The organism is Sinorhizobium americanum (assembly GCF_001651855.1).
Classification (GTDB): Bacteria; Pseudomonadota; Alphaproteobacteria; order Rhizobiales; family Rhizobiaceae; genus Sinorhizobium; species Sinorhizobium americanum.
The window spans coordinates 63,783-90,584 of record NZ_LNQC01000082.1; the positions used below are offsets into that span (position 1 = coordinate 63,783).

General features: G+C 62.9%; 26 protein-coding genes and 1 pseudogene. 12 read left to right on the forward strand and 15 right to left on the reverse strand.

Features of this window, described 5'->3' with window-relative positions:
- Positions 1–32: 32 nt before the first annotated feature.
- Both ATC00_RS30390 and ATC00_RS30395 read right to left on the reverse strand, forming a co-directional pair.
- Positions 33–977: a DUF2950 domain-containing protein gene (locus ATC00_RS30390; RefSeq protein ID WP_064255491.1), complete on the reverse strand. Its 945-nt coding sequence runs from the start codon at positions 975–977 to the stop codon at positions 33–35.
- A 21-nt stretch (positions 978–998) separates the two neighbouring features.
- The gene (locus ATC00_RS30395) at positions 999–2,375 is read right to left on the reverse strand and encodes a DUF3300 domain-containing protein (RefSeq protein ID WP_412458447.1); all 1,377 of its coding nucleotides are present in this window, start codon (positions 2,373–2,375) and stop codon (positions 999–1,001) included.
- Positions 2,376–2,903: 528 nt separating this feature from the next.
- Between ATC00_RS30395 and ATC00_RS30400 the strand changes: the two genes are divergently transcribed.
- Entirely contained in the window at positions 2,904–3,374 is a 471-nt protein-coding gene (locus tag ATC00_RS30400; protein WP_064255522.1) for a hypothetical protein, read from the forward strand.
- Positions 3,375–3,470: 96 nt separating this feature from the next.
- Here ATC00_RS30400 and ppk2 read toward each other — a convergent pair whose 3' ends face one another.
- From ppk2 to ATC00_RS30420, 4 genes are all read right to left on the reverse strand, one after another.
- Positions 3,471–4,325 (reverse strand): polyphosphate kinase 2, encoded by an 855-nt coding sequence (ppk2, locus tag ATC00_RS30405; RefSeq protein WP_064255493.1) that lies wholly within the window; start codon positions 4,323–4,325, stop codon positions 3,471–3,473.
- Positions 4,326–4,397: 72 nt separating this feature from the next.
- The gene (locus ATC00_RS30410) at positions 4,398–6,098 is read right to left on the reverse strand and encodes a SulP family inorganic anion transporter (protein ID WP_064255494.1); all 1,701 of its coding nucleotides are present in this window, start codon (positions 6,096–6,098) and stop codon (positions 4,398–4,400) included.
- A gap of 16 nt (positions 6,099–6,114) precedes the next feature.
- Positions 6,115–7,344, reverse strand: coding sequence for an HlyD family secretion protein (locus ATC00_RS30415; protein WP_037388270.1), 1,230 nt, complete (start codon positions 7,342–7,344; stop codon positions 6,115–6,117).
- A 3-nt stretch (positions 7,345–7,347) separates the two neighbouring features.
- On the reverse strand, positions 7,348–7,845 hold the full coding sequence (locus ATC00_RS30420; RefSeq protein WP_064255495.1) for a hypothetical protein: 498 nt from the start codon (positions 7,843–7,845) through the stop codon (positions 7,348–7,350).
- Between the two features lie 413 nt (positions 7,846–8,258).
- Here ATC00_RS30420 and ATC00_RS30425 point away from each other — a divergent pair, with 413 nt between their 5' ends.
- On the forward strand, positions 8,259–9,398 hold the full coding sequence (locus ATC00_RS30425) for an AI-2E family transporter (RefSeq protein WP_064255496.1): 1,140 nt from the start codon (positions 8,259–8,261) through the stop codon (positions 9,396–9,398).
- Between the two features lie 56 nt (positions 9,399–9,454).
- Here ATC00_RS30425 and ATC00_RS30430 read toward each other — a convergent pair whose 3' ends face one another.
- Positions 9,455–11,212 (reverse strand): hypothetical protein, encoded by a 1,758-nt coding sequence (locus ATC00_RS30430; protein ID WP_064255497.1) that lies wholly within the window; start codon positions 11,210–11,212, stop codon positions 9,455–9,457.
- 148 nt (positions 11,213–11,360) lie between these two features.
- Between ATC00_RS30430 and ATC00_RS30435 the strand changes: the two genes are divergently transcribed.
- Both ATC00_RS30435 and ATC00_RS30440 read left to right on the forward strand, forming a co-directional pair.
- A complete protein-coding gene (locus tag ATC00_RS30435; RefSeq protein ID WP_064255523.1) occupies positions 11,361–11,639 on the forward strand; it encodes a hypothetical protein in 279 nt (92 codons plus the stop codon).
- Between the two features lie 46 nt (positions 11,640–11,685).
- On the forward strand, positions 11,686–12,330 hold the full coding sequence (locus ATC00_RS30440) for a helix-turn-helix domain-containing protein (RefSeq protein WP_064255498.1): 645 nt from the start codon (positions 11,686–11,688) through the stop codon (positions 12,328–12,330).
- On the opposite strand, the pseudogene ATC00_RS33810 reads toward ATC00_RS30440, so the two are convergent.
- Positions 12,327–12,443 (reverse strand): annotated as a pseudogene (locus tag ATC00_RS33810) (IS5/IS1182 family transposase); the annotation flags it as partial. The gene ATC00_RS30440 and the pseudogene ATC00_RS33810 overlap by 4 nt on opposite strands.
- Positions 12,444–12,577: 134 nt before the next feature.
- Here ATC00_RS33810 and ATC00_RS30445 point away from each other — a divergent pair.
- Positions 12,578–13,072, forward strand: a complete 495-nt coding sequence (locus ATC00_RS30445) for a nucleoside deaminase (protein WP_064255499.1) — start codon at positions 12,578–12,580, stop codon at positions 13,070–13,072.
- A gap of 148 nt (positions 13,073–13,220) precedes the next feature.
- Here the strand turns inward: ATC00_RS30445 and ATC00_RS30450 are convergent, their stop codons facing one another.
- A complete protein-coding gene (locus ATC00_RS30450; RefSeq protein WP_064255524.1) occupies positions 13,221–14,237 on the reverse strand; it encodes a LacI family DNA-binding transcriptional regulator in 1,017 nt (338 codons plus the stop codon).
- Positions 14,238–14,333: 96 nt separating this feature from the next.
- Positions 14,334–14,765: a winged helix-turn-helix transcriptional regulator gene (locus tag ATC00_RS30455; protein WP_064255500.1), complete on the reverse strand. Its 432-nt coding sequence runs from the start codon at positions 14,763–14,765 to the stop codon at positions 14,334–14,336.
- 90 nt (positions 14,766–14,855) lie between these two features.
- Between ATC00_RS30455 and ATC00_RS30460 the strand changes: the two genes are divergently transcribed.
- Both ATC00_RS30460 and ATC00_RS30465 read left to right on the forward strand, forming a co-directional pair.
- Complete coding sequence (locus ATC00_RS30460; protein ID WP_064255501.1) at positions 14,856–15,671, forward strand: oxidoreductase; 816 nt, start codon at positions 14,856–14,858, stop codon at positions 15,669–15,671.
- Between the two features lie 52 nt (positions 15,672–15,723).
- Positions 15,724–16,725, forward strand: coding sequence for an NADP-dependent oxidoreductase (locus ATC00_RS30465; protein WP_064255502.1), 1,002 nt, complete (start codon positions 15,724–15,726; stop codon positions 16,723–16,725).
- 154 nt (positions 16,726–16,879) lie between these two features.
- On the opposite strand, the gene ATC00_RS30470 is transcribed toward ATC00_RS30465, so the two are convergent.
- The 4 genes from ATC00_RS30470 to ATC00_RS30485 are packed head-to-tail and all read right to left on the reverse strand — an operon-like array spanning position 16,880 to position 19,353.
- Positions 16,880–17,212, reverse strand: coding sequence for a hypothetical protein (locus tag ATC00_RS30470; RefSeq protein WP_037388253.1), 333 nt, complete (start codon positions 17,210–17,212; stop codon positions 16,880–16,882).
- The gene (locus tag ATC00_RS30475) at positions 17,209–18,096 is read right to left on the reverse strand and encodes an NAD(P)-dependent oxidoreductase (protein ID WP_064255503.1); all 888 of its coding nucleotides are present in this window, start codon (positions 18,094–18,096) and stop codon (positions 17,209–17,211) included. The genes ATC00_RS30470 and ATC00_RS30475 overlap by 4 nt, the downstream gene beginning before the upstream one ends.
- A complete protein-coding gene (locus ATC00_RS30480) occupies positions 18,093–18,629 on the reverse strand; it encodes a gluconokinase (protein WP_082912638.1) in 537 nt (178 codons plus the stop codon). The genes ATC00_RS30475 and ATC00_RS30480 overlap by 4 nt, the downstream gene beginning before the upstream one ends.
- Positions 18,598–19,353 carry an SDR family oxidoreductase gene (locus ATC00_RS30485; protein WP_064255505.1) on the reverse strand — a complete coding sequence of 252 codons (756 nt, stop codon included), beginning with the start codon at positions 19,351–19,353 and terminating at the stop codon, positions 18,598–18,600. Before ATC00_RS30485 ends, ATC00_RS30480 begins: the two co-directional genes overlap by 32 nt.
- An 87-nt stretch (positions 19,354–19,440) precedes the next feature.
- Between ATC00_RS30485 and ATC00_RS30490 the strand changes: the two genes are divergently transcribed.
- The 3 genes from ATC00_RS30490 to ATC00_RS30500 all read left to right on the forward strand — a co-directional run bounded on the left by ATC00_RS30490 (position 19,441) and on the right by ATC00_RS30500 (position 22,568).
- Positions 19,441–20,388 carry a 2-hydroxyacid dehydrogenase gene (locus ATC00_RS30490; protein ID WP_064255506.1) on the forward strand — a complete coding sequence of 316 codons (948 nt, stop codon included), beginning with the start codon at positions 19,441–19,443 and terminating at the stop codon, positions 20,386–20,388.
- A 111-nt stretch (positions 20,389–20,499) separates the two neighbouring features.
- Positions 20,500–21,531, forward strand: coding sequence for an L-idonate 5-dehydrogenase (locus ATC00_RS30495; protein WP_064255507.1), 1,032 nt, complete (start codon positions 20,500–20,502; stop codon positions 21,529–21,531).
- 140 nt (positions 21,532–21,671) lie between these two features.
- Positions 21,672–22,568 (forward strand): SMP-30/gluconolactonase/LRE family protein, encoded by an 897-nt coding sequence (locus ATC00_RS30500; protein ID WP_037388239.1) that lies wholly within the window; start codon positions 21,672–21,674, stop codon positions 22,566–22,568.
- A gap of 19 nt (positions 22,569–22,587) precedes the next feature.
- On the opposite strand, the gene ATC00_RS30505 is transcribed toward ATC00_RS30500, so the two are convergent.
- The gene (locus tag ATC00_RS30505) at positions 22,588–23,640 is read right to left on the reverse strand and encodes a glycoside hydrolase family 25 protein (protein ID WP_064255508.1); all 1,053 of its coding nucleotides are present in this window, start codon (positions 23,638–23,640) and stop codon (positions 22,588–22,590) included.
- 541 nt (positions 23,641–24,181) lie between these two features.
- Here ATC00_RS30505 and ATC00_RS30510 point away from each other — a divergent pair.
- Positions 24,182–25,210 (forward strand): substrate-binding domain-containing protein, encoded by a 1,029-nt coding sequence (locus ATC00_RS30510; protein WP_064255509.1) that lies wholly within the window; start codon positions 24,182–24,184, stop codon positions 25,208–25,210.
- A gap of 64 nt (positions 25,211–25,274) precedes the next feature.
- Entirely contained in the window at positions 25,275–26,798 is a 1,524-nt protein-coding gene (locus tag ATC00_RS30515) for a sugar ABC transporter ATP-binding protein (protein ID WP_064255510.1), read from the forward strand.
- Positions 26,799–26,802: the final 4 nt, after the last annotated feature.

The window sequence follows — 26,802 nt, forward strand, 5'->3', positions numbered from 1 at the left end:
AGCGCGTACGGACACTTCTCGCGCGACCTGTGCTAGTCCGCCACGACGCTCCACGTGTCGTCCGGGTTGAAGCGGTCGATGAACGGCACGATCGCTTCGGTGCTGGCCCCGAGATCGCGCTCGTAGACGATGCCCTGCTGGTTGACGAGGAAGGTCTTGACGCCCGTCTCCGCATAGCGGACCGGCCAGACGATCAGCGCGAAGCCGGCGATCATGTTGTCGTTGATCACATAGTCGTACCGGCCGCCAGCGATGTTGTCGCCTTGTGATGTCAGGATGCGGTAGCGATAGCCGAAATAGCCCTCGCCGGCCTTGGCCTTCTCCAGCGCCGCCTCGCTGATCGCGTCGCCGACCGGGCTTGTCTCCTCGCCTTGCTCCGCGGGCCAGTAGAGGCCGTCGGTCTGACCCTCGGTGCTGATCAGCTTCTGGGCATATTCGAGCACGCCGTCCGCATCGCGGTCCCGGGAAGCATAATCCTTCTGGGCCTCGACATAGGCGCGCACCGTCTCGATCGTCTCGAGTTCGTTCTCGCCGACGCGGCGGTTGACGATCTCCTCCAGACCGACATAGGTGTCGAAGGCCCATTTGCCGTCCTCGCCTTTGCTGATCGGAAACGGCAGCGGCCAGAGCCGGTCGCCGATCTCGATCACCTTGCGGCCCTCGAGATCGCGCACCCGCATATTGCGAGCCGCACCCTCGCGAATCTGCGCGAAGGTATCCATCACCTCTTCGCCTGTCCTGAGCTTTGCCGCGTCGAGGCCCAGCAGCTTGGCGACGCCGTCGAAGTCATTGGCGGCAAGCGCCGATTTCAGCGCCTCCACCGCCTTGGCCGGATCATCGAAGACCGGCGGATCCTCCGCCGCGGCATAGTCTTCGACGTTTTCCGGCGGCTTCACCTGCGCGAAACTCAAATCGATCGATGCGACGGCGAGCGTGATCGCCGGTCCGAGTAGAAGCGAATGAAAGAGCTTGCTCATGGTCATTCTCCGATCGCCCGGTCAACGTCTTCCGCCGCGTCCGCCGCCACGGCCACCACCGCCGCGGGCCATTGGCCTACCGCCGCCACCGCGGCTCATCTGCGGCCGCCCGCCACCGCGATGGCCGCCGCCCATGCTGTGCCCGCCGCGTCGCGACGAGGCCATCTCCCGCCGCCCGGAATTGACGTTGCCGAGGCCGGAGGGCTTCCTCGGCCGGTTCTGCGCCTTCGAGGCCATCTTCTTCTTGCCTGCCGGCCGATTGACCGAGGCCTTCTTGCCCTTCGGCCGGTTGACGCTCGGCTTGCCGCCGTCGGCTCTCGCCTTTGCCACCGCCTCTCCGCCGCCGGCCCGCGTGGAGGGGCGTGCGGAAGCCTCCCGACGCGGCTGCGCCTTCAGCCCCTCGAGCGTGCTCTTGCGCACGTCCTTAAGCTGGCCGCCGCCTCCGCCCGGGCGCGCCTGCGGGCGGTCGCGGTTGATCTCGGCGGCACGGTTGCGCAGGTTGTTGTCGCCTCTGGCCTTGATATTGTTCTTGATGTTCGTACGGTCGAACTTGTTGAGCTGGTCGCGGTCGAAGCTGAGCTTGCTGCGGTCGACATTCTTCCAGTCGATGTCGTTGAAGTTGAGCTTGCCGTCGAAGTCTATGTTGTTGAAGCACTTGTTGCAGTCGACGTCGATGTCGCCGTCCCAGTCGCCGCCCCAGACACCCCAGTCGTCCCAATCGACGATGGCGCCGAAGATCGCGCCGGTCACTGCGCCGGCGAAGAAGGCGGCGCCCGGGTACCAGTAGGCCGGATAGGGGTCGTCGTAATAGTCGATCGGGACCGGGGCGTAGTCCGGCTCGTAGAGCATCTCCGGCGGATACTGCGGCACGTAGATGACTTCCGGGCTGGCCGACTGGATGATGATGTTGTCACCCTCCTCGACCACCTTGATCTTGTCGTCGGTCTCGATGATGTCCTTGGCGACGGCCTCGTCGCGCAGCTGCTGGATGGCGATCAGCACGTCTTTCTGCTGGTTGGCGATCGCCTCCCCGAAGCTCTGCGTCCATTCGAGATCCTCGCTCATCATCTTGACGATCTCGGGATAGTTCAGGAGCGAGATGACGCTGCCGTCCCAGCCTTCCTTCGGTTTCAGCTCGGTCTTCTTCTTGCGGGCCTCGAGGAACCGCTCGGCTTCGACGATCTGCAGCGGATAGAGCGAGGCGGCAGAGACCAGCGCCACCAGCTCGTCCGGATAGAGGGCGATCCGGGCGACCAGCACTTCGAGCTCATCGTCGGTCAGCGGCTCGGGCGCTGCCTCGACCGGCGCAGGCGGTGGAGGACTTTCCTTCTGCTGGGCCAGTGCGAGGCTGCCAGGTGTTAGGAGCGCCAGAGCAATTGCGGTGGCGCGGCAAAGCATGAGAATCCGCTTTTTGTCCATTGTCCTTCCCCGGAAGAGTTCTTGCGGACGAAGTGTAGAACGCGGCGCGACGGCCATGGTGTCGGACTGGCTCGCTGCCCGAAATTCCTCTTTTTATGACACAACCGAAGCGCAAGTCGTTGATCGCAATCAACATGGGGCAAAATTCACCACACGCTGCCGGGGAATCTCCTTGAGGGCCGGAAAGCACTCCGTCGCGAGGGACGGGACGAGGGCGGCGAATGGCTCGTCGCGCCCGGTCTACCCGGACGAGGACGGCTTTTGATGATCGTTGGACCATGGGGTGGCAAGCGCCGGGGGCTGCCGCGATTCCAGGGCAAACCGGCGTCGGGCGGCGCCTGTTTTGTCTCAAATCAATGACATGCCATTCGTCCATTTCTAAAGTTGCCGACGTGGATCGGGCGCGTGACACGCAAGCGTTCCGCCGTAATCCGAGCCCGACGAAGGTGAAACGTGTGAATGCAACAACGCATGCGACTTCCTCTCAAATTGAAGTGGAGCAATGCGATGCCGGAACAGAAAGACGCGAATGCCGATAGAAGAACTCCAACCGCGGAAGACCTGCGCAAACAGGTGCTTGAGCGAGAAATGGAGGAAATGGACAGGGAGAGGAAGCTCAAATCGATCGAGGAACAGAAACACGCCGACTTTGCTGCCGATTTCTTGAAGAAGCACGTGACGGAAGAAGAAATCGCCATGGTGCGCCGTCTCGTCGCCAATGCCGTGAAGGCAGGCAAGTTCGAGGCGATGGTCTACAGCTTTCCGTCCGAGCTTTGCACCGATAGCGGACGCGCCATCAACAGCGGCGACCGCGACTGGCCCTCGACGCTGCAAGGCAAGGCGAAGGAATTCTTCGAGCGCTATCAGACCTTCGGCAAGCCGCAAGGCTACAAGTTGAAGGCGATGATCATCAGCTTTCCGGGCGGCATGCCGGGTGATGTCGGGCTCTTTCTGAACTGGGCTCCGGAGAAGGTCTGAGCCCTTCAGCCTCAATGATCCATTTGGCAAACGGCGGGTGTCAAGGACACCCGCCGTTTCCCGCTGCCGATCTGACGGGCGCGGGTGCGTCTCCCCTCAGAACACGTTCGGCACCGTGCGGCGGATATGGTTGTCTACGACGTAGTCGTCGGGCCGCTTCTGGCGCTTGCCGAGCTCGGGCTCGGCAAATTTCACCCGCTCGTAGGGAATAGACGACAGGAAATGCGAGATGCAGTTGATGCGCGCGCGCTTCTTGTCGTTGGACGGCACGATCCACCAAGGCGCGAAGTCCGTATCGGTCATGCGGATCATCTCGTCATAGGCGCGCGTATAGTCCCACCAGCGGCGATAGGATTCGACGTCCATGGGGCTCAATTTCCACTGGCGCAGCGGGTCATCGATGCGCTGCCGGAACCGGCGTTCCTGCTCCTCCTCGCTGACGTCGAGAAAGTATTTGAGCAGTACGATGCCGCTTTCGATCATGGCGGCTTCGAAGCGTGGGGCGAGCTCGAGGAAGCGGCGCGCCTTTTCCTCCGAACAGAACCCCATGACGCGCTCGACGCCGGGCCTGTTGTACCAGGAGCGGTCAAAGATCACGACTTCGCCGGCCGCCGGCAGATGCTGAATATAGCGCTGCATGTAGATCTGCGTCTTCTCCCGGTCCGTCGGCGCCGGAAGTGCGGCGATGCGAAAGACCCGCGGGCTGACACGTTCGGTGATCCGTTTGATCACCCCGCCTTTACCCGCCGCGTCGCGCCCCTCGAAGACGACGACGATGCGGGCTCCGGTCTTCTTCACCCAGGCCTGCAGATGGGCGATCTCCTCCTGCAATCTCGCGAGCTCCTTCGCATAGTCGCCGCTCGGTCTCGTCTCGACAGCAAGCCCCTCGGCGACACTCCTGTCCTTGGTCTTCTTCTTACCTTTCTTGTCATTCTTGCCATTCTTGACCATGCTGCTCCTCCCGGCCTGACCACAGCCTCTTAAGTTCAACAATCAGCCCTGCGGGCGCAGCGGAGGACGGCTCTACTGCGCGGCTGTTTCCGCACGGCTTTTCTCGAAGGCGTCAAGCGCGTCGTCGAGGTCCTCGAAGATCATCCCGGGACCGATCTTTGCGATCACGCCGGCTCGTTCGAGAATCTCGCGTGCTTCGAAATGCAGTTCGGCGAGCGCGAGCGTGATGCCGCGCCTGCCGAGATCGTCATAAATCTCCTCCAGCATGGCGGCTGCGGAACTGTCGATCTGGGCGATGGCGCTCGCGTCCATGACGAACCACCTTGTGTCCGGAGGCAGCGCATCGATCACGGTGCGCAGGCGCGCCTGGACGTAATCGGTATTGAAGAACAGCAGGCTGCCCTGAACCATGAAGACTGCAAGACCCGGCACCGGCCGTGCCGCCGGGTTGCGGTGGAGCTTGTAGAAGCCGTCATGACCGGCAAGCCGGCCGAGCAGGGCGTCGCGCGGGAACATGGTCTTCTGCAGGACGTAGACCAGCGTCGCAGCGATTGCCGTCACCACGCCTTCCAAAACGCCGAAGCTGATCGGCCCGGACATGGCGATCAGCGCGAAGACGAATTCGATGCGGCTGATGCGCCAGATCTCCTTCAAGGCGGAAATATCGATCAGGCTGAGTGCGGTTGCCACCAGCACTGCACCAAGCGTCGGGATCGGCAGGATGCGCAGGACGTCGCCGAAATACAGGAGAACCGCCACCAATGCCGCCGCCGCAACGATGCTCGCGATCTGCGATCGGCCACCGACGCTGAAGTTCACTGCGGTGCGCGAGTCCGAAGCGGTGACGGGAAAGGACCCGAAAAGGCCGGCGGCGATATTCGCCGCACCGAAGCCTTCGAGCTCGCGATTGGGATCGACCAGGTATCCGCCCTTGGCCCCGAAGCTGCGGGCGGCGATGATGCCGGAGCCGAAGCTCACCAGAAAGATGGCCGCGGCGCCGAGCAGGAGCGCCTGGAACGGAAGGCCGGAAACCGGCGGCAGCGTCAGCGACGGCAGCTCGCGCGGGATATCTCCGACCACCTTGATGCCATGCCCCTGGAAATCGAACAGGGCCGATGCCAATACGGCGAGCGCCACGACCAGCACCGGTCCGGGAATGCGCGATTGCATGAGGCGTGCCGCCTGCAGCAGCGCGAAGGACGCTGCGGCGAGCAGCAGCGATGGCCAATGGATCGATCCGGCCTTGCCGAGCAGTTCGAGGATGGGAGCGATGAGGCCGTCGGCTTCGATGTCGACGCCGGTGACCCGGTCGATCTGGCCGATCAGGATCGAAAGCGAGATGCCGGCAAAAAAGCCAACGAGGATCGGGCGCGACAGAAAGGTCGCAAGCACGCCGAGCCGCACGGCGCGTGCGATCAGGCACAAGGCGCCCACGGCAAGCGCAAGCAACGCGGCGACCGTCACCCGATCCGCCGTGACGCCGGGGGCGGCGTAGACCGTCGTGAGCACTGCGGCGAGCACCGTCATGGTTGCGGCGTCTGGTCCGACGATAAGGCGCTGCGACGGGCCAAAGAGGGCATAGGCGACAAGCGGAGTGATGCTCGCGTAGAGGCCCGTCTCCGGCGGAAGGCCGGCGATGGCCGGATAGGCGATGGCGCTCGGAAGGCCGACGGCGGCGATCGCCAGACCGGCCGAGAGGTCGCTGCGCAGCCAGCTCGCCTGGTAGCCAGCGAGATTGGCCATGAGGGGCAGGCGAGGGAGGGTGAGTTGCATCCCCGTCACCTCCGCATCAATGTCCCGTCAGCACCAGCGTCTGGACGGGCAAGAGCAGCGCCTGCAGCCGGAGGATCGCCGCATGCACGAGCCCCACCGCGTCGACGACATGCAGATACAGCCAGCGCGTCGTGCTGATGCCCGGAGCATGCAGCTCGTCGTGATTGCTGGTGTAGGCGTTGGCGATGCAACTGCTGCCAGGCGGGATCCCAGCAAGCTGGCCCCGGTAGAGCGGCTCCAGATAGGTCGTCAGAGTGCCGGGACGCCCGAGCTGTTGTACGTCGAGGAGCTGGTCCGTCGGCCGGTACTGTCCGGCGGCGATGACATCCTGGACCTCGGTGACCACCATCGGAATGATGGTGAACGGCTTGCCGACGCACGTCGCCTCGGCGATCATCCCGGCTTTCATCACCTGCGCCTCGATTTGACCGAAGCCGGCAATCAGTCCAATGCGCCGGTCCTCCGGCACGAGGATGCCAGCCGAGCGGATCATCGGATTGACGATGTCGCCAGGCCTGAGCGTAAATTGCTGCACGGTGCCGGCCACGCCGGCGCGCACGGTCGTCTTGTCCAATTCCACCTGAGCCTGGGCGAGCGCCGCTTCCGCACTCGCCTTCTGCGCCGGCAGAAGCGAGGCGATTTTCGTCTCCAGCGTCTGCTTGTTCGAGACGGCGGCGGCAAGCGCGCCCTTGCGGCCATCGGCGGCGACCTGCAGCCGCTCGATTTCCCGCCTGGCGACGATATTGGGGTTACGCGCGTTCAGTTCGACCTGCGTCTCGAGTTCGTTAAGAGCCTGGAGATAGGCGCCCTCGGCTTGAGCGATCAGGCCGTCGGCCGAGGCAAGTTCGCTCTGCGCCACGGTTGTCTCGGCGTCGATTTCGGCGACGCGGCGGCGTGCGGTCTCAAGCGCCGCCTGTTGCTCGTTGTTGTCGAGGCGGAAGAGCGGCGCGCCGGCCGCCACCTTTTCGTTCGTGCCGACAAAGACCTCCGCCACGCGGCCGTTGGATTCGGGCAGGATCGTGACGGTGCGGAACACCGCAGTGACGTTAGTGGTGGAAGGATGGAAGTAGAAGATCATCGTGATCAGCGAGACGGTCAGGATCACGCAGGCGGTAATGCCGTAACGCAGCTCGAACCACATTGAGTAAAGATTGATTTCACGGCCGATGCGCTTGCCCTGGACATAGCGGCGAAACAGGAAGTCCGGAAAGATGGTGAGCATCGAGCAGATCAGGAATTCGAGCATGATTCAGCCCCTCCGCTCCGCCTTTTCGTCGGCCGTGGCCGGGTTGATTTCGAGCGGCACCCATTGCGGCGCCTCCGGTGGCGGGTTGTTCGGCCGGGGTTCAATGGGCGTCGCCTCGGAATAGGGTTGGCCTGTTTCCGCCTCTTCCAGCTCCCCGTCGGTCCCGGCAATCCTCGCCAGCGAACGGGCCATCGACCTGACCGGGGACGCGAAATCCGGGAACTCGATCATGGCGAGCAGCAGGGCCGCGATCCAGAAGAGATGATTATGGGTGAAGAGCGCGATCAGGCCCAAGGCGCCGACGATCTGCAACTGCACTTTGCTGGCGCCATGCGCCATGTGCTCGGGCAGCGCGTGCAGCCGCAGATACAGAATGCCGACAAGGAAAATCATCAACAGGACGAAGACGGCCATCACGTTGAAAAGCACGTCGGTCTGCCCCGGCGCGGTGATGAAAGGCGGCAAATGACCCGCCGCGGCCGGATGCAACGTTTCTTCCATCTGTACGCTCCTCCTGAAGAGAGGCCATGAACTCGGTTGCTGCGCGAAAGCGGTAAGGTCGAAAACAAATAGAGAGCTCGGCGCGGATCGCCTTGATTATTCAAGCATAATGATACGCGAGATGTGCTCGCCGGGCATTGATCGCAGTCAATATTCCCCCGTGGCCCGGCCACCCCATCAGCCTCGATGCCGAGCCGGCTCTCCTCATTCTATCTGTAAGAGGAGAGGCCCGGATCGGAAACATCGAATGGCGTATGCTACGGTATGTTACTGCCATAGGGCCGTAGTCGGCGTAGCATCTCCCGGCGAGGGCCTTCAGTTCAACCTTCGCCGAACCGCACGACGCGAAATTGCGATCGGCGCGGACGTTTCAGTTTTGCATCGAATTTCTGGATGGAGCCGTGAGAAGCGAAATGGATGACGATCCATCCCGAACGAGTCCGGTCAGAGACGACATGGTCGGACGATCATCCGTCGAGACGAAGATCACGGAGATCGCCAGGATCGGCATCATCGGCCTTTTCGCCTACTGGTCCCTGACATTGATCGCCCCGTTCGCGATTATTCTCGTCTGGGCGGCGATCCTGTCCGTAGCCCTTTATCCGGCCTACTCCGCCGTTTCGTCCATGCTCGGTGGGCGGCCTCGGCTGGCGGCGGGCCTGATCACGACGGTCTGTCTGATCATCATCGTCGGCCCGCTCGCGGCCCTCGCCATCAGCTTTGCGGAAGGAGTCCAGGCGCTGCTCGCAATGCTGGATGATGGTTCGTTACAGCTGCCGGTGCCGCCCGAGAGTGTCCGCACCTGGCCGCTCGTCGGCGAACGCATCCATGCTGCCTGGAGCATGACGGCCGGCAATCTCGAGACCGTTTTGAGACAGTTCGAGCCGTCGCTGCTGCAGGCGGGAAGCAAGGTTCTCGGCAAGATCGCCAGCCTGGGCGTCGACTTGCTCGGCTTCGTGGTTTCGGTGCTTGTTGCCGGATTTCTGTTCCGCTCCGGAGAGCGCCTCGCCGAGACGGCGGAAGGCTTCGCCAGCAGGATGGGGGGCGACCGGGGCATCGGCTTCGTGCGCCTGGCGGCAGCGACGATCCGCAACGTCGCCCGCGGCGTCATCGGTGTCGCGCTGCTGCAGGCGTTTCTCTGCGCCTTGGTGTTGAGTCTGTTTGATGTTCCGGCACCCGGCGCAATCGCCTTTGTCGTCCTCATCCTCTGTATCGTTCAGATCGGGCCGGCGCTGGTTTTGCTGCCGGTGCTGACCTGGGCATGGCTGGAGATGGATTTCGGCCAGGCGGCATTGCTCACGCTTTTGCTGATGCCGCTCTTCATCATCGACAACGTCATGAAGCCGATCCTGGTGGCGCGCGGCCTGTCGACTCCAACGCTTGTCATTCTGCTCGGGGTGCTCGGCGGCACGCTGTCCTACGGGCTGATCGGCCTCTTTCTGGGACCGATCATTCTCAGTGTATTCCACGATCTGGTGATGGTCTGGATGTATCCGGTTTCGGCGACAGGAAAGCCTCTGCACGAGGCTTCACGGCTGTCGCGCCCGGCGTGAGCATTTTTGCCCGGCTGGGCACCAGAGGCCGCGGATTACGGCCAGCGTGTTTCCCGTCAATTGCTGGGAACCGACACGCCGGCCTCGCGCAAGCCTTCGATGAAGTGCTGCTGGTCCTCCGGCCGGCGAATTCGCAAGGCGACCTCCTGGCGGATGTTCTCGAGGAAGCCCGGCACGTTGGTCTCCAGCCATGTCCGTTCCTCATGTGCCTGGTCCGTCTTGCCGAGCTTCCCAAGAATGGCAAGCAAGATGACGCGATAAATCGGATTGGCACGAAGATCGGCCAAGCGTGCCCAGCGCTCCGCGCCCGCGTAATCGCCCTTGATATAGGAGCAGACGGCCAAGGCTGCCTCGAAGTATCCGACCGGGCCGGGATTTCTCGTGACGGTTTGCGACAAGTTTGCGCAGCCGACCGGCCATTGGCCCGACAGGGCGAGCCGAAAACCATATTCGCCGGCCAGTTCGGTGTCGTTGGGATTGATGGCAAAGGCGCGAGCGCCGACGGCCAAGGCAGCATCGAATTCGCCGCGGAAGTAGAGGGTGAGCATCTGAGCCTGCAGAGCGCGCACGTCCTGCGGGTCCAGTTCCACGGCGCGCACCGCTGCCTCGATCGCCCGCTCCAGCGAGACCGGTGACGACCGATCGAGACGATACCGGAACCGAAGCTCGTCGATGTAGGTCATCGACAAAAGTGCCCAAGCCGTCGCGTAGTTGGGGAATTCTCGGGTCGCCTGCTCCAAGCATTTTTGAACCGAGGCATGCGTTTGCGGGTTCAAATCGCTGCGATAACCGTAATAGGCGAGCGTGCAGGCATAGGCTTTCCAGTCGTCCGGAACGAACTGGGTGAACTGCGTGGCGTTGGCTTGGAAGACGACGCCATAGGGTTGTGCCACAGCGGTCGCCACTGCGGCAGCCGCCTTCTCCTGCAGGTCGATGATTTTGTGCGTCTCCAGGCTTTCGTCGTAGTTGTTGGCCCATACTACCGAGGCGTCGGAACGCTTCATGAGCCTGATCCCCAGCCGCAGCCTTTCGCCATCGAGCCGGACCCGTCCCTCCAGCGCGTAAGCCGGGCCGTCGTTCTCTTGTCGTGGGTGGTCCGGTGTTTCACGCGTGACGACGACGATCTCCTTGAACCTGGCGATCTTGTCGACGACCTCGTCGGCGAGCCCCCGCGTGATCATTGCCGATTGCGGCGTTGCGGAGAGATCCTCAAATGGCAAAACAACCAGTGTCGGGATGTTCGGCCTGACACGGGCCGTATTCGAGCCGCTTCCCGTAGTGGCGCCGGGCTGGAGCAAGGCATTCGCCGCAAGGCCGCCGAGGGCAAAGGCGATCGCCGCTATCCCGACCCAAATCCAGGGCTGCCAGGAGGGTTCTATGGAAGCGATCGGTCCTGCAAACGCGGAAGGGCGAGGGGAAGCTTCGGTCTCAGCCTTGGCGTGCCTTTCGAATGTCGGCACATAGGCGCCCTTCGGTATCTTGATGACGATCGAATCGTCGCGGCCTGCGACGAGATAATAACGTTCGAGCGCGCGTCGAATACGGCCAGCTTCGATCCGCACGGCCGGATCCGTCTGCGCGTCGAAGGAGGCATCCCGGCCGAAGACTTCGGTTGCTATCGAATAGGCCTTTATACGGTCGGCTCGGCCTGCAACCGCCTCCTCTACGACATAGGCGAGGAATTTTCGCGCGCGATCCGGTGCATCGAACTCGGCGCTGAACCGAATTCGATCGAGCTGTGCAAGAATTTCCGCGTCAGTGGGTAGAGCAGTTTTCGGTTCGACCCGGACGCTCCCGTGGCCAGCGATTACCATGTCCGCCCCCCAAAAGGTCACAACGTAGGATTGTGCCCAGCGGCTCTGTAAGCTCCTGTATTCTACGTCCTCACCCGGGCAAAGCGCAATATATTGGGGAGATAAATTAAAGTTGTATTTCATTTCGGACTCGGAGGGGTGGAGCGAAATGAGCACGCGATCGGCGGCAGGTGATGACGCACACGGCCTGGCAGCGGCATTGCGCCGATTTCCGGCGCGCTCGCTGCAGATCAGGGAACTGTCGATTCGTGACGAGAGCTTCAGAGGAATGTGCGAGGACTTCGCAGCTGCCGAAAGCGCGCTTGCTCACGCCGATCGGCTTCCTTCCCATGTCCGCGAGGAGCGCCGCGCGGAGTTCAAGAGCCTGGTAGAGAGCCTGGCGGCAGAGATCGAGCAAGCGCTCGGACCGGCGCGTGGTCTCATCTGACGGGGGTAGTGACTACAAAAGGGGGCGTGGTCTTGGGAGTGACGTCATGAATACACTGATATCAGTCTCTTCCGGCAGACGCATAAGCGCCGTCGCCATGGAGCCGGCCAGACTGGGAATGGTTGACGCCAGGCCGATCAGCAGTTTCGTCGACGGAGAGAGCATCTACTCTTCCGGCGAACGGGCCGGCCAGGCCTACCGGGTGGAGTTCGGCGCCGTCCGCGTGTACCGCGTGCTTGCGAACGGCCGACGGCAGATTCTTGCATTCCATTTCGGGGGGAGTTGGTTTGGCCTGCAGAATGAAAGCCAGCACCGTTCCACCGCCGAAGCGATCGGCGTCACCGGCGTGAAGAGCATCAATCTCCAGGAAAATCCGCATGCTTGGCAGGGTCTGTTGCCCGCGGTGCTGGAGAATTTCCTGTCGTCCCAGGAGCATCAACTGGTCATCGGCCGCCAAAGTGCCGTCGAAAGGGTCGCCGCCTTCCTGCTCGAGATGTCGCAACATTCGGCTCATTCGCATCGATTTGAATTGTTCATGCCGCGTATGGACGTCGCCGATTACCTCGGGTTGACGATCGAGACCGTTTCGCGTTCCCTTACGAAATTGAAGAACAAGGGCATTATCAGATTGCACGGTGCCCGGGGCATCGAGATCGTGGAGTATGGCGTGCTTCAGCGCTTATGCCTTTAGGGCGAGGACTCATAAGCGCGTAGCGAAATTCTGATTGATGCCAGTTTGATGAAGGCCAGATAGTTGGCCGCGAGTTTTGCGGATCGGGTTTTGCGGCGGTTTGTGTCTTTGATACCTGTCTATCGGGGAATGGCAGATAATCACCCTTGCTGGCAACTTTCTACTCGGCGGAGAACACAAATACCCGCGCCGTTACAGGGAAGCCGTGACGGCGGATGAACTGCGATGGTTCCCAGGAGTTCATAAAATGACAAGCACCACACGCTCTTACGACGAGTCATTGCTGCGGAAGGCCTTCGATGTGGCGCGGCGTTCGCGTGAGGGGGGAGATCACCCATTCGGTTCAATTCTCGCCGACCTTGATGGCAATGTTTTATTGGAACAGTGCAACGGCTACAGTTCGGAAGGTGGTGACCGCACGGCCCACGCGGAGCGGCTTCTCGCCACGCGCGCCGGCAAGGCCTATGATTTGGAGTTTCTTGCCGGGTGCACGATGTACACATCTGCGGAGCCGTGCGCCATGTGCTCCGGCGCGATCTATTGGGCAGGCATAGGGCGCGTCGTGTTTGGCCTGTCCGAAAGAGAGATGAAGCAACTGACGGGCGATCACGTGGAAAACCCGACGCTCGATCTCCCCTGCCATATCGTATTCGCCGCCGGTCAGCGCGCAACGGAAGTCGTGGGGCCCATGCTTGAGGTCGAGGCGGCGAAAGTCCACGAAGAATACTGGTCTCGCCGTTAATGGTCCATCGCGTCATTTCTACGCAGCGGACTCTGAAGAGGCGCTCTCGCGTGGCAGATTTATGGGTTCACGGCCCAATCGTTCCTGCCTCAACGCCGTACGTCTTTTCAGAAGCACAAGGGAAGCTGTAGAGTTGTCGTGCCTGCCCTCACCGGCTGGTTTGGCGCAGGATCAGGTCGGGGCGGATCGTCACCCGGCCGGGCCGGTCGAGCTTGCCGTCGAGCACGTCGAGGATGAGCTCCGCCGTCTTCGCGCCGATGTCGCTGGCAAAGGCGTTGATTGTCGTCAGACTCGGCACGCAGATGGCGCCGATCTCGTAGTCGCCGAAGCCGCCAATCGCGATCCTGTCGGGCACGGTAATACCGCGACGCTGGCATTCGGTGAGCGCCCCGAAGGCGGAAAGGTCGGAGACACAGATCACCGCCTCGGTGTCGGGAAAGCGTTCGAACAATTGCCCCATGGCGTTGGCGCCCTCGCGCATGGAGATAGGCGGCGGGCCGGCGGCGATCAGGCGCGGCGCCTCGAGCCCGTGATCCTTCATAGCGGCGATGAAGCCTGCGCGCCGATCGGTGCCGCGCGTGTCGCGATCGGCGTCGCCGCCAATAAAGGCGATCTTGCGGTAGCCGACGCTGACGAAATGATCCACCATCTCGCGGACGGCAAGCGCGTTCGAGAAGCCGACGACATGGCCGATCGGTTCCTCCGGCAGGTCCCAGGTCTCGATCACCGGGATGCCGGCATTGGAGAGGAGCTTGCGGGCCCGCGGCGTGTGCTTGCCGCCGGTCACCACGATCGCTTCGGGCTTGCGCCGCAGCAGCTGCTCGATCAGCCGCTCTTCCTCCCGCACGTCGTAGTTGGTGTAACCGAGCAGGATCTGCAGGCCTCTTTCCGAAACCCGATCCGAAAGCGCCCGCACCGTATCGGCGAAGTTGGCATTGTTGATCGACGGGATCGTCACGGCGATGAAATCGGTGCGCTGCGAGCGGAGATTGGAAGCGGTGCTGTCGAAGACATAGCCGAGCTCTTCGGCGGCGCGCAGCACCGCCTCTCGGGTCTCCTGGCTGACCGAACTGTCACGCTTGAAGGCGCGCGAAACGGTCATCGGCGAAACGCCGGTACGCCGCGCCACATCGGCCATCGTCGGGGGCTTGCGGGAATTGTGCATCGGCATCCATGTTATCGTTACCAATCCAAGTACAGCCGGATTGTCGACGGAATGCAAGCCTCTCGTGCATGGGCAGGCAATTCTCCCTTGGGCGGCTCACTGGGGTGGGGCGATACGGATGGGACGTGTTCCGACCGGCGCGCCGGTCGCGCGGTCAATGGTGACGGGATCGATCTCCGTACCGGACTCTGCGTCAAAGAAGCGGGTCACCTCGCCACCGCCGCGATGCTTGCGTCCCCACGCGCCAATCGCAAACAAAACCGGCAGGAAATCGCGGCCGGCTTCCGTCAGCACATATTCGTCCCGTGGCGGACGGTCGGAATAGCGACGTTTCTCCAACAGCCCCTCCTCGGTAAGTGCTGAAAGCCGCCCCGTCAGTATCGTCGGCGCGATACCAAGGCTCTTGCGGAAATCGTCGAAGCGGGTCAGCCCCGCATGGGCGTCGCGCATGATCAACATGCTCCATGCGTCTCCCACAAGCGCCAGGCTGCGAGCGATCGGACAAGGTTGGTTTGAAAGATTCTTCATTGTCGGTATCTTTTTGATAGTGACTTGTTATCAATTTGATAGTAACTGATTGCGCACCGATCCTCCATGACAAAATGAAAGCGGAAACCGATGAACAAGACAGAACGCGGCATTGCCCTGGTTACGGGTGCTTCCTCCGGCATCGGGCTGGCGACGGCACAAGCGTTGCGCCGCGACGGTTACCGTGTCTTCGGCACGAGCCGAAAGCCGATGCTCGATATCTCGGATGGGATCACGATGCTGATCTGTGACGTGACCGATGATGCCTCGGTAGAGAGCGTCGTCGAGGAGGTTCTAAGCCGCGCCGGGCGGATCGATCTTCTAATCAACAATGCCGGGATTGGGCTGCTCGGCGGCGCCGAGGAATCCACCACGGAACAGGCGAAAGCCATATTCGACGTGAATGTGTTCGGCGTCATACGAATGACAAATGCAGTCCTGCCGGCGATGAGACGGCAGCGTCGTGGTCGGATCGTCAATCTCAGCTCCATACTCGGGCTGATCCCGGCCCCCTATAATGCGCTCTACGCGTCGACCAAGCACGCCATCGAAGGCTATTCGGAGTCTCTCGACCACGAAGTGCGAACGCAGGGCATCCGCATCGTGCTTGTCGAGCCCGGCGTGACCCGCACGTCCTTCGAAGAGAACATCACGCGTCCGGACCGACCGCTTGACGTCTACGATACGGTTCGCACCGGCGCGGAGAGGCTGATGCGCGAGATCGTTGCGAAGGGCGATGCACCCGAGGTAGTCGCCGAGACCGTCGTAAGGGCCGCCAATGCGGCATCGCCCAGACGACGCTACACCGCCGGAAAAGCCGCAGGACAGGTCCGGTCCCTCCGCCGATTCATGCCCGAGTCCTTCGTCGACAAAAGCCTTCGGAAATTCAACAGACTTCCCGATTGAGCTTTCAACTGCTGGCGCTGCCGGCCACCTAAAGAAAACGAAAGTTAGACTGATGAAATCATTCCTCATCGATCGCTACACCAAACGGGGCGAACTGCGGCTCGGTGAAGGTCCCGAGCCGGAGTTGCGTGACAACGACGTCATGGTCGAGATTCATGCCGCCGGCGTGAACCCCTTGGACAACAAGATCAGGGACGGAGAGTTCAAGCTCATCCTGCCCTACCGCCTTCCACTCGCGTTGGGCAACGATGTAGCGGGCATCGTGGTCCGGGTCGGAGCCAAGGTCCGGCAATTCAAGGCCGGTGACGCGGTCTATGCACGTCCGGCCCAGGATCGCATCGGGACATTCGCAGAGTATATCGCAATCGACGAGGCCGATTTAGCAATGAAGCCGAGCAATTTGACCATGGAAGAGGCCGCATCCATTCCGCTTGTCGCGCTGACAGCATGGCAGGCGCTGGTCGAGCGGGCCAACGTGCAGAAGGGACACAAGGTCCTGATCCTTGCCGGCTCGGGTGGCGTGGGGACGATCGCGATCCAGCTTGCCAAACATCTCGGAGCACATGTCGCCACCACCGCGAGCACAGCAAATATCGCCCTTGTAAAAAGTCTCGGCGCAGACGTCGTGATCGATTACAAGAACGACGACTTCGAGAGAGTGCTGCAGGGCTATGACGTCGTGCTGAACAGCCTCGAGAAGGAGACGCTGGAGAAATCCCTGCGCGTGCTGAAGCCGGGCGGGAAGCTGATTTCGATTTCCGGTCCACCCGATCCGGATTTCGCGAGGCAGAACGGCTCTGGCTGGCTGCTTCAACTGGTCATGCGTCTGCTGAGCTTTGGCATCAGGAGACAATCGAAGCGCCGGAGGATCAGCTATTCGTTTCTCTTCATGACAGCGAACGGCCGGCAGCTCGGAAAGATCACCTCCCTGATCGAGGCGGGTGTCATACGTCCCGTGCTGGATCGGGTCTTCCCGTTCGAGAGAACCAACGAGGCACTGGACTATGTCGAAACGGGTCGTGCGAAGGGGAAGGTCGTCGTCACTGTGAAATGACGTCTGGACCGCTGCGCACACACCTTCCTATCAAGCATAATACGCAGCGGCCGTCGTCATCTTCTGGCCCTGATTGGTGCGTCCGGAGATCAAGGCTGCAACTGGGAAGGCCAGCACGGAGCGGCACGTGGCAGGTGCCGCCCAAAACTATCGCTCAAAGGCGGTATTCGTTCGCCTGGGTGACGTGGTGGTGGATGCGTCCTTCGAAGAAGCGCGCCAGCACCTCTTCCGTTGCGGCCTTCGCCGCTGCGCGGGCCGGGCTCGCCAGCGCCTTCTCGACCGTGTCGAGGTCCGGGTAGTTGATCGCCAGAATCATCGGGATCTCCGGCGCCCCCTCGTCGCGGGCGTCGGCGAAGGTGACGCGCACGTCGAGCGCTCCGGGAAAGGCCTTCCACTTGGGCAGGATGTTTTCGAGAACCGCGGCCCGGAAGGCCTCCGTCTCGCCCTCCCTCACCTTTCCTTCGAACAGCGCATAGCGGGTGATCATTCGGCAATCTCCTTGTTGGGTCCCCTGAAATATTCCATCAGTGCCGCCTGATCCTCGCCGCCGAGGCCGGCGGCCGTCAGCATCCGGTGCACTTCGGCGCAAGTGGCGGTCAGCGGCATCGCGGTGTTAGTGCGACGGGCGAGGTCCTGGGCGCCGTTCAGATCCTTCACCATGTTGTCGATCCGGCCGGTGCGGCGATAATCCCTGACGACGAAGCGCGGCATGTATTCCTGCAGGATGGCGCTGTCGGCCCGCCCGCCCTTCAGCGCCTGCGGGATCTTCGCCGCGTCGACGCCGGCGTCGAGCGCCAGCTGCGTCGCTTCGGCGACGGCAAGGAAGTTTAAGCCGCAGAGGACCTGGTTGATCAGCTTGGTCGTCTGCCCGGCGCCGGACGGACCCATATGGGTGTAGTTCGAGGCGACGTGCTTAAGCACCCGATAGGCATCCGCCACGTCCTCCTCCCTGCCGCCGGCCATTAGCGTCAGCTGGCCGGTGAGCGCCTTCGGGGCGCCGCCCGAAAGCGGGCTGTCGACCCAGCGCAGGCCGCTTTCCGCCGCTTCCCGTGCCAGCGCCTTGGTGGCTTCCGGATCGATCGAGGACATGTCGATGATGAGCGTTCCGGGCCTGGCGCCCTTGGCGACGCCGGTCTCGCCGAAAACGGCGATATGGACGATCTTCGCCGAGTTGAGGCTGAGGATGACCGTATCGGATGCCGCCGCCGCTTCCGCCGCGCTCGCCGCAGCGCTTGCCCCCTTGTCGACCAGTTCCTGAACCTTCGCCCGATCGAGGTCGAAGACGGTCAGCTGATTGCCGGTTTCGACCAGCCTCGTCCCGATGGCACCGCCCATGGCTCCGGCACCGATCAACGCAACCCTGTTCGTCATTCTCGCAGTCCTCCCAGTTGCGCAGCGATCGCCTCGACGACCGCATCGAGCGGCTGGTCGATGTCGACGCTGATGGCATTTTCGTCCGGTCCCGGCGGCTCGAGCGCCGCGAACTGGCTGGCAAGCAGCGCCGGTGGCATGAAGTGGCCCTGCCGCTCCTTCATCCGCCTCTCGATGACCTCGACCGTTCCGGCGAGATGAATGAAGGTGGCGGGTTCGCCGGCCGTGCGTTCGATATGCTGGCGGTAGGCGCGCTTCAGCGCCGAGCAGCCGATGATCGTCGGACCCGTCCCGGCTGCAAGCGCCTCGCCGACACGGCTCAGCCATGGCCAGCGATCCTCGTCCTCGAGCGGAATTCCCTTGCTCATCTTGGCGATGTTTTCCGCCGGATGCAGATCGTCGCCGTCGAAATAGACGGCGCCGATGCGCTTGGCGAGCGCGGCGCCGACCGAGGACTTGCCGCAACCGGCAACGCCCATCAGCACCATGCGCCGGGGAACCTCACAGGGATGCGGTGATGCCGCCGTCAACATAGAGCACGTGTCCGTTCACAAAAGAGGAAGCGTCCGAGGCGAGGAAGATGCAGGCGCCGACCAGCTCCTCCACCTTGCCCCAGCGGCCGGCGGGCGTGCGTTTCTCGAGCCAGGCCGAGAAATCCGGATCGGCGACCAGAGCGGCGTTGAGCGGGGTGTCGAAATAGCCGGGCGCGATGGCGTTGCACTGCAGCCCGTATTTCGCCCAGTCGGTCGCCATCCCCTTGGTGAGATTGCCGACCGCACCCTTGGTGGCGGTGTAGGGCGCGATGCTCGGCCGGGCAAGGGCAGTCTGGACGCTGGCGATATTGATGATCTTGCCGGCGCCGCGCTTGATCATGTGCCGCGCCACCGCCTGGCCGACATTGAAGACCGTCGAAATGTTGGTGCGCAGAAGCCTCTCGAAGGCGTCGGCGGGAAAATCCTCGAGCGGCGTGCGGTGCTGCATGCCGGCATTGTTGACGAGGATGTCGATCGGACCCACCTCCGCCTCGAAACCGTCGACGGCACTTCGCACCGCCTCATGGTCGGTGGCGTCGAAGGCGAGTTGCCGGGCGCCGCCAATCCGCTCGGCCGCTTCGGTGAGCTTGTCCCTGTCGCGCCCGTTGAGCACCACTTCCGCCCCGGCATCGGCAAGGCCGCGCGCCAGCGCAAAGCCGATGCCCTGCGAAGAGCCGGTGACAAGCGCCCGCCGGCTTTTGAGATTGAACAGTTCGAGGGCCATCTTTCCTCCCGCATTTCATCTCGACATCTGGAATTGATCTGTTTATGTTATCGATAACATTCAATGTCAAGGGACGGAGTTTCTGAATTGAGCAAGCCGCATATTCTCCAGGTCGGCCCCTATCCCGAGTGGGACGAGGTGCCGTTGAACGAAGCTTTTACGGTGCATCGCTATTTCGATGCCGCCGACAAGGCGCGCTTCCTCGCCGACGTCGGCCCGAGCGTAAAAGGGATCGCCACCCGCGGTGAATTGGGCGCAACCCGCGCGATGATCGAGGCCTGCCCGGGGCTTGAAGTGGTGTCCGTCTATGGCGTAGGTTTCGATGCCGTCGACCTCGCCGCCTGCCGCGAGCGCGGCGTGCGTGTCACCAATACGCCCGACGTCCTGACCAATGACGTCGCCGATCTCGGCGTGGCGATGATGCTGTGCCTGTCGCGCGGCATGATCGGCGCGGAAAGCTGGGTGAAGGACGGTAGCTGGGCGGCCAAAGGCCTTTATCCGCTGAAGCGGCGCGTCTGGGGCCGGCGCGCCGGCGTGCTCGGCCTCGGCCGGATCGGCTACGAAGTGGCCAAGCGCCTCAAGGGCTTCGACCTGGATATCGCCTATTCCGACGTCGGGCCGAAGTCCTACGCATCCGATTGGGAATATATCGCCGATCCGGTGGCGCTTGCGGCCCGCTCAGATTTCCTCTTCGTCACGCTCGCCGCCTCCGCCGCAACGCGCCATATCGTTGGCCGCGACGTGATCGCCGCGCTCGGCGCGGAGGGCATGCTGGTCAACATTTCCCGCGCCTCCAACATCGACGAGGAGGCGCTGCTCGAGGCGCTGGAAAACAAGACCCTCGGTTCGGCGGCGCTCGACGTCTTCGAAGGCGAACCGGCGCTGAACCCCCGGTTTCTCGCGCTCGACAATGTGCTGCTGCAGCCGCACCACGCCTCGGGCACGATCGAGACGCGCAAGGCGATGGGCCAACTGGTGCGCGACAATCTCGCCGCCCATTTTGCCGGCAAGCCGCTGCTGACGCCTGTTCTTTAGCTCCGTTCCTCGTTTCGTTGAACCAATGAACGGATCTAACATATTGAAACGACGCAATTCCGGACGGAAAACCGTGACACACTTTTCCTGGAATTGCTGGAGGAGCCTCCGATGAAAGCTATCGTCGTTCACGGCGCAAAGGATTTGCGCATCGAGGAGCGTGCCGTCGAGGCACCGGCTGCCGGCGAGGTCCGGCTTCGCCTTGCCGTCGGCGGGGTCTGCGGCAGCGACCTGCATTATTATAACCATGGCGGCTTCGGCACCGTGCGCCTGCGCGAACCGATGATCCTCGGCCACGAGGTCTCGGCCCATGTGGACGCGCTCGGGCCGGGCGTGGAGGGGCTAAGGATAGGCCAGCTCGTCGCCGTGTCGCCGTCGCGGCCCTGCCGGACCTGCCGCTATTGTCAGGAAGGGCTGCACAATCAGTGCCTCAACATGCGCTTCTACGGCAGCGCCATGCCTTTCCCGCACATCCAGGGCGCCTTCCGCGAGGTGCTTGTCGCCGATGCGATCCAATGCGTGCCGGCCGACGGCCTGACGCCGGGCGAGGCGGCGCTTGCCGAACCGCTGGCGGTGGCGCTGCATGCGACGCGCCGGGTCGGCGACATGCTCGGCAAGCGGGTTCTCGTCACGGGCTGCGGGCCGATCGGCGTGCTTTCTATCCTCGCGGCACGCCGCGCCGGTGCGGCCGAGATCGTCGCCACCGATCTGTCCGATTTCACCCTGGCGCTCGCGAAAAAGGTCGGCGCGGATCGGGTCATCAACATGAAGAGCGAGCCGGATGCGCTCGGCCCCTACGGCGCCGACAAGGGTAGTTTCGACGTTCTCTACGAGTGCTCCGGTGCAGCACCAGCGCTCGCAGCCGGCATCGCCGCGCTTCGCCCGCGCGGCATCATCGTCCAGCTCGGACTTGGCGGAGACATGAGCCTGCCGATGATGGCGATCACCGCCAAGGAGCTCGAACTGCGCGGCTCCTTCCGCTTCCACGAGGAATTCGCGACCGGCGTCGGGCTGATGCAGAAGGGGCTGACCGACGTCAAGCCGTTGATCACCCACACGGTGCCGCTGGCCGAGGCGGTCACCGCCTTCGAACTGGCGAGCGACCGCAGCCAGGCGATGAAGGCGCAGATCGCCTTTTCCTGACGCAAGCTTGCCGTCGCCGCGATGGCGGGGCAATCTGCGGCCCGTCAGAAACATGCGCCGACGCGGGGCTCGTCTCGCGTCGGCGTTCGGGCGGTACTGGATCGCTGCCATTCAATCGATAAATCGGGAGGGAAATCGGAATGTCGTTCTTCGAGGCGGTCGACTCCAGCTTCAAGTCTTTCGTCATGGGCAATGCGCCCCTGAAGCAGATCGCGACCGGCTTCGACTGGGTCGAAGGGCCGGTCTGGTTCGGCGACGCCGGCTGCCTGCTGTTTTCGGACATTCCCAACAACCGCATCCTGCGCTGGTTGCCGGGTGTCGGCATCTCGACTTTCCGGGCCCCCTCGAACTATGCCAATGGCCATACGCGCGACCGCGAGGGGCGGCTCGTCAGCTGCGAGCATGGCGCGCGCCGCGTGACGCGGACGGAGCTCGACGGCTCGATTACGGTGATCGCCGACGGCTACCAGGGCAAGCGGTTGAATTCGCCAAATGACGTAGTGGTGACGGCAGACGGGTCGATCTGGTTCACCGATCCGCATTACGGCATCATGACGGACTATGAGGGGTTCCGGGGCGAGCAGGAGTTGCCCTGCCAGGTTTACCGGGTTCGTCCGTCCGGCGCGATCGAAGCGGTTTTGACGGATTTCAACTGCCCGAACGGCCTCGCCTTCAGCCCCGACGAAGGCCGTCTCTACGTCGCCGATACCGGCCGCATGTTCTCCTCCGACCCGCAGCACATCCGCGCCTTCGATGTCGGCGCCGACGGCGCGCTTTCCGGCGGCGAGGTGTTCCACAAGATCGCGCCCGGCGCCGCCGACGGCATTCGCGTCGACAGCGACGGCAACCTTTGGTCCTCGGCCGGCGACGGCGTGCATTGCATCGCCCCGGACGGCCATCTGATAGGTAAGATTCTTGTGCCGGAACGCGTCTCGAATATCTGCTTCGGCGGCCGCGCCAAGCATCAGCTGTTCATCACGGCGACGACCAGCGTCTATGCGATCACGCTCAACCGCAAGGGCGTGCAGCGTCCCTGATACGGGAATGCCGCCAGCCTCAGGTCGAGCTCCCCGCCGTCCAGCGGTGCCATTCGGCCTCGCTGCCGTGGAAGACGTTGAGGTCGATGCGGCCGTCGACGCCGTGCGACAGGCCGGAGCCGGAATATTGCCAGAACAGCCACTTCCGACCCGGATAGACCTTCGACGGGTGGGCGGCGACAGAGCGCAGCCAGAAGGGATGGTTGGGGAACGCGTTCCTCAGATTGTCGCGATAGAAATCCGGCGCGGTGTAGATGACCGGCCGCTGGCCGTAGTGCCGCTCCAGCTTGTCCATGAACACCTGCATCTTCTCCCGGATCCGCTCAGGTGAGAGGCGTCGCTTGCAGCTCGATTCGCCGTTGTATTCGACGTCGATGACCGGCGGCAGGGCATTGGCCTCGCGCGGAACGTTGCGGATGAACCAGTCGGCCTGTTCGCCGGCGGTGCGGCACCAGTAGAAGAAGTGGTAGGCGCCGCGCTTCAAGCCCGCCTGCTCGGCCCGGCGCCAGTTCTTCTTGAACATCGGGTCGAGATGGTCGCCGCCGTCCGTCGCCTTGATATAGGCGAAGTTCGCGCCTTGCGTCCGGAGTTTCTCCCAATCGATATTGCCCTGCCAGCGTGAAACATCGACGCCGTGCACGGCCATCTTCCGCGGCGACCGCTTGCCGAAATTGATCGGCTTGGCGTCGCGGAAGCGATGGCTGTAGACGCGTGACCGACTGCGCGGCGCTTCGTCGATCGCCGGATTGTCCGGCACGACCATCGCCACCGGACGGTCCATCGGAACGGGCATGGCGGCTTCGCTCTCCATGGTCGTGAAGGCTTCCGGCTGCGGCACCTGGCCTGCCCAGGCAAGCTCTTCCGGCGGCTCGCTCGACGCTTCGGTCATGGCTACGTCGCTGGAAGGAACCGGCCCGGGTACGGAAACCACCGGGGCGGCGGGCGGGGCGACCGAGCTCGTCACTTCGCGCGACGGGCGTGGCGACAAGACCGTTTCCGGACCGGAACTGGAAGCACAGCCCGAAAGAATGAGGCAGGTGAGGACAATTGCTGGCGCAGCCGACAAACGCATTGGAGACCCGTACGCAGAACATTGTCGACGGCGGGGAGCATGATGCCGTCGCGACTGATCGAAAGTGCTAACGGGAAATTACCAACAAAGATTGAATCCGAGCTTAACGTCGCCGCGCTTGGGTCCCGGCGCCAGTGGTGAAAACCTGACGCTGGGTACCCGAGACAGACTGCGGTTTTTGGTGGTGAGCGGAAGATCGACGCCCGGAAGGAAAAGCTGTCCTGCCGCTGCAGACCTTCACCGGGCCGCCGTCCTATGCGCGGCTAGAATGCGACTTGAAGCGTGTTAGCACCTCGACCAGTGCATCCTCAGCAGCCGTAAGCGCGGCAGGGCGGCGGCCTGATCGTGAAGCAATAACCATAGGGCAGATCCCTGATAGCGTGAATTATAATTCACAGCATGAATTATATTGACAGGTATGGCGCTTTGGGTTTAGCTGCTCCTACCGGACTTCGAGGAGGAAATCCGGTCTTCACTGAGATCGGCGTCGGTTCGGCGCCTTCGGGATTTTTGGGAGGGGCTTCGGCCTCGAGGAGGACACTTGCGCACTTTTTTCAGCACGACCGCGATGGCGGTCCTTGCCGCAACGCTTTTTGCCGGTTCCGCGGCCGCCGAGACGGAGAACCCGTTCCGCTGCAAACCGGGTGAAAAATACGTCATGAACGTCATGGTCTCGGGCGTCGAATACTGGTTCCCGGTCTACGAAATGTTCAAGCAGGCCGGCCAGCAGTTCGGCTGTGAGACCGCATATACCGGCACACCGGAATATGACGTCAACAAGCAGATCGCCACCTTCGACCAGGCACTGGCGCAGAACCCGGCCGGCATCCTCGTCCACCCGATGAACTCCGACCCGTTCATCGAGCCGATCAACCGCGCCACCGACCAGGGCACGGCAGTCGTCACCTTCGCCGCCGACTCGCCGCTCTCCAAGCGCGTGTCCTTCATCACCTCGGACAACACCCGCGAAGGGATCTATGCCGCCGACGCGATCGCCGAGAAGATGGGGGGCAAGGGTGAATATGCGGTCCTGGAAAATCCGGGCCAGGACAATCACGACAAGCGTATCGCGGCCTTCATCGGCCGCATGGAGGAGAAGTGGCCGGACATGAAGCTGGTCGGGCGTGCTGCCTCCAACCAGGATCCGACCAAAGCCTATCAGGGCCTCAACAGTATCATCCAGGCCAATCCGAACCTCGGCGCCGTCTTCATGCCGGAAGCGAATTCGGCGATCGGCGCCGCGCAGGCCAACAAGGAAAGCGGCGGCAAGGTCCTCGTCATGTGCGCGGACGTCAACGCAAATATCCTCGACATGATCAAGGCCGGCGAGGTCTTCGGTTCGATCAACCCGAACCAGGGCATGCAGGGCTATATGGGCTTCATGTTGCTTTGGCTGGCCAAGCATCCGGAACTGATCGATCCGATGAACGACGCCAAGCGCTCCGGGTTTAACCCGATGAGCATCCCGGTCGTCGACAACGGCCTCTCCATCGTGACGGCGGAAAATGCCGACGACTTCTATTGGGACAAGTACCTGAAGCGTCGCGGCACGAAAGGCATTGAGGAATAAGGGTCGCGTGACCGCCATCCGCGCCGCGAGGGCGCGGATGGTCTGCCGGATAAGGAGGACGGCAATGGCCGAGCCTGTACTGACCATTCATGGGGTAACCAAGCACTTCGGGGCAGTGAAGGCGCTGACGGATGTCAACTTCACGCTTGAACGCGGCGAAGTCCATGCGCTCTGCGGCGAGAACGGCGCCGGCAAGTCGACGCTGATGAACATCATCGCGGGCGTGCTTCAGCCGACCGAAGGCGAAATCCGCGTGGACGGCAAGGTCGCGCGTATCGCCTCTCCTGCCGTTGCCCAGTCGCTCGGCATCGGTCTCGTGCATCAGGAAATCGCCCTCTGCCCCGATGTGACAGTCGCGGAAAACATGTTCATGGCGGCGACCAACCGCCGCCGTGCTCCCTTCATGAGCTACCGCGCGCTCGAACGCAGCGCGCAGGCGGTGATGCATCGGCTTGCCGCGATCGACGTCGGCCGCAAGGTTGCGGACCTGCCAATCTCCAGTCAGCAGCTCGTCGAGATCGCCAAGGCGCTGACGCTCGACTGCCGCGTGCTGATCCTGGACGAGCCGACCGCGGCGCTGACCGAAACCGAGGCGCAGCAGCTCTTTTCGATTATCCGCGGCCTCAAGGCGAACCGCATATCGATCATCTATATCAGCCATCGCATGGCCGAGATCTTCAGCCTCTGCGACCGGGTTACGGTGTTCCGCGACGGCCGTTACGTCTCCACCGATCGCATTGCCGACATCACGCCCGATGACGTGGTGCGCCGCATGGTAGGGCGCGAGATCTCGCAGCTCTATCCGGAAAAGCTCGAACCGGGCGGGGTGTCCGAACCGATCTTCGAGGTAGATGATATCGGTGACGGCGAGCGCTTCCATGGCGTCAGCTTCGCGCTGCACAAGGGCGAGATTCTTGGCATCGGCGGCCTGATCGGATCCGGCCGCACGGAAATCGCCGAGGGCATCTGCGGGCTCCGATCGCGCACGGCGGGTGCGGTACGCCTGCGCGGCAAGGCGCAGGAGATTAATTCATATTCCGATGCCGTGAAGGCCGGGGTCGTTTACCTGTCGGAGGACCGCAAGGGCTCCGGCATCTTTCTGGAGATGTCGGTCGCGCAGAACATTTCCGTACTGGATCTGAAGTCGCTGACGAATTCCGTCGGTCTCATGAACGTCCGTGCGGAGGCCTCGCTTGCCGAGGATTTCGCGCGGCGGCTTGCGGTCCGGATGGGCGGTATCGAGGCACCCGTAAAGTCGCTCTCCGGCGGTAATCAGCAGAAGGTGGCGATCGCCAAGCAGCTCGCGGTGAAGCCGAAGGTCATCCTGATGGACGAGCCGACACGCGGCATCGATGTCGGCGCGAAGGCGGAGATTCACCGCCTGCTGCGCGAGCTTGCGCGCTCGGGCATTGGCATCATCGTCATCTCTTCGGAAATGCCGGAGCTGCTCGGGCTCTCGGACCGCGTGCTCGTGATCCGGGAGGGGCGCATCGCTGGTGAACTCGGCGCCGACGAGATGACGGAAGAGGCCGTGATCCGCCTTGCCTCGGGGGTGGGGACGGCAAAGGCGGCAAACCATGCCGGGTGACGAG

Excerpts from the sequence above, each read along its gene's own strand:
- ATC00_RS30480 (WP_082912638.1), bottom strand. The coding sequence starts at position 18,629 with ATGTTGACGGCGGCATCACCGCATCCCTGTGAGGTTCCCCGGCGCATG.
- ATC00_RS30500 (WP_037388239.1), top strand. The coding sequence starts at position 21,672 with ATGTCGTTCTTCGAGGCGGTCGACTCCAGCTTCAAGTCTTTCGTCATG.
- ATC00_RS30420 (WP_064255495.1), bottom strand. The coding sequence starts at position 7,845 with ATGGAAGAAACGTTGCATCCGGCCGCGGCGGGTCATTTGCCGCCTTTC.
- ATC00_RS30445 (WP_064255499.1), top strand. The coding sequence starts at position 12,578 with ATGACAAGCACCACACGCTCTTACGACGAGTCATTGCTGCGGAAGGCC.
- ATC00_RS30470 (WP_037388253.1), bottom strand. The coding sequence starts at position 17,212 with ATGATCACCCGCTATGCGCTGTTCGAAGGAAAGGTGAGGGAGGGCGAG.
- ATC00_RS30440 (WP_064255498.1), top strand. The coding sequence starts at position 11,686 with ATGAATACACTGATATCAGTCTCTTCCGGCAGACGCATAAGCGCCGTC.
- ATC00_RS30465 (WP_064255502.1), top strand. The coding sequence starts at position 15,724 with ATGAAATCATTCCTCATCGATCGCTACACCAAACGGGGCGAACTGCGG.
- ATC00_RS30455 (WP_064255500.1), bottom strand. The coding sequence starts at position 14,765 with ATGAAGAATCTTTCAAACCAACCTTGTCCGATCGCTCGCAGCCTGGCG.
- ATC00_RS30435 (WP_064255523.1), top strand. The coding sequence starts at position 11,361 with ATGAGCACGCGATCGGCGGCAGGTGATGACGCACACGGCCTGGCAGCG.
- ATC00_RS30450 (WP_064255524.1), bottom strand. The coding sequence starts at position 14,237 with ATGCACAATTCCCGCAAGCCCCCGACGATGGCCGATGTGGCGCGGCGT.
- ATC00_RS30425 (WP_064255496.1), top strand. The coding sequence starts at position 8,259 with ATGGATGACGATCCATCCCGAACGAGTCCGGTCAGAGACGACATGGTC.
- ATC00_RS30505 (WP_064255508.1), bottom strand. The coding sequence starts at position 23,640 with ATGCGTTTGTCGGCTGCGCCAGCAATTGTCCTCACCTGCCTCATTCTT.
- ppk2 (WP_064255493.1), bottom strand. The coding sequence starts at position 4,325 with ATGGTCAAGAATGGCAAGAATGACAAGAAAGGTAAGAAGAAGACCAAG.
- ATC00_RS30460 (WP_064255501.1), top strand. The coding sequence starts at position 14,856 with ATGAACAAGACAGAACGCGGCATTGCCCTGGTTACGGGTGCTTCCTCC.
- ATC00_RS30395 (WP_412458447.1), bottom strand. The coding sequence starts at position 2,375 with ATGCTTTGCCGCGCCACCGCAATTGCTCTGGCGCTCCTAACACCTGGC.
- ATC00_RS30485 (WP_064255505.1), bottom strand. The coding sequence starts at position 19,353 with ATGGCCCTCGAACTGTTCAATCTCAAAAGCCGGCGGGCGCTTGTCACC.
- ATC00_RS30430 (WP_064255497.1), bottom strand. The coding sequence starts at position 11,212 with ATGGTAATCGCTGGCCACGGGAGCGTCCGGGTCGAACCGAAAACTGCT.
- ATC00_RS30495 (WP_064255507.1), top strand. The coding sequence starts at position 20,500 with ATGAAAGCTATCGTCGTTCACGGCGCAAAGGATTTGCGCATCGAGGAG.
- ATC00_RS30410 (WP_064255494.1), bottom strand. The coding sequence starts at position 6,098 with ATGCAACTCACCCTCCCTCGCCTGCCCCTCATGGCCAATCTCGCTGGC.
- ATC00_RS30475 (WP_064255503.1), bottom strand. The coding sequence starts at position 18,096 with ATGACGAACAGGGTTGCGTTGATCGGTGCCGGAGCCATGGGCGGTGCC.
- ATC00_RS30415 (WP_037388270.1), bottom strand. The coding sequence starts at position 7,344 with ATGCTCGAATTCCTGATCTGCTCGATGCTCACCATCTTTCCGGACTTC.
- ATC00_RS30390 (WP_064255491.1), bottom strand. The coding sequence starts at position 977 with ATGAGCAAGCTCTTTCATTCGCTTCTACTCGGACCGGCGATCACGCTC.
- ATC00_RS30400 (WP_064255522.1), top strand. The coding sequence starts at position 2,904 with ATGCCGGAACAGAAAGACGCGAATGCCGATAGAAGAACTCCAACCGCG.
- ATC00_RS30515 (WP_064255510.1), top strand. The coding sequence starts at position 25,275 with ATGGCCGAGCCTGTACTGACCATTCATGGGGTAACCAAGCACTTCGGG.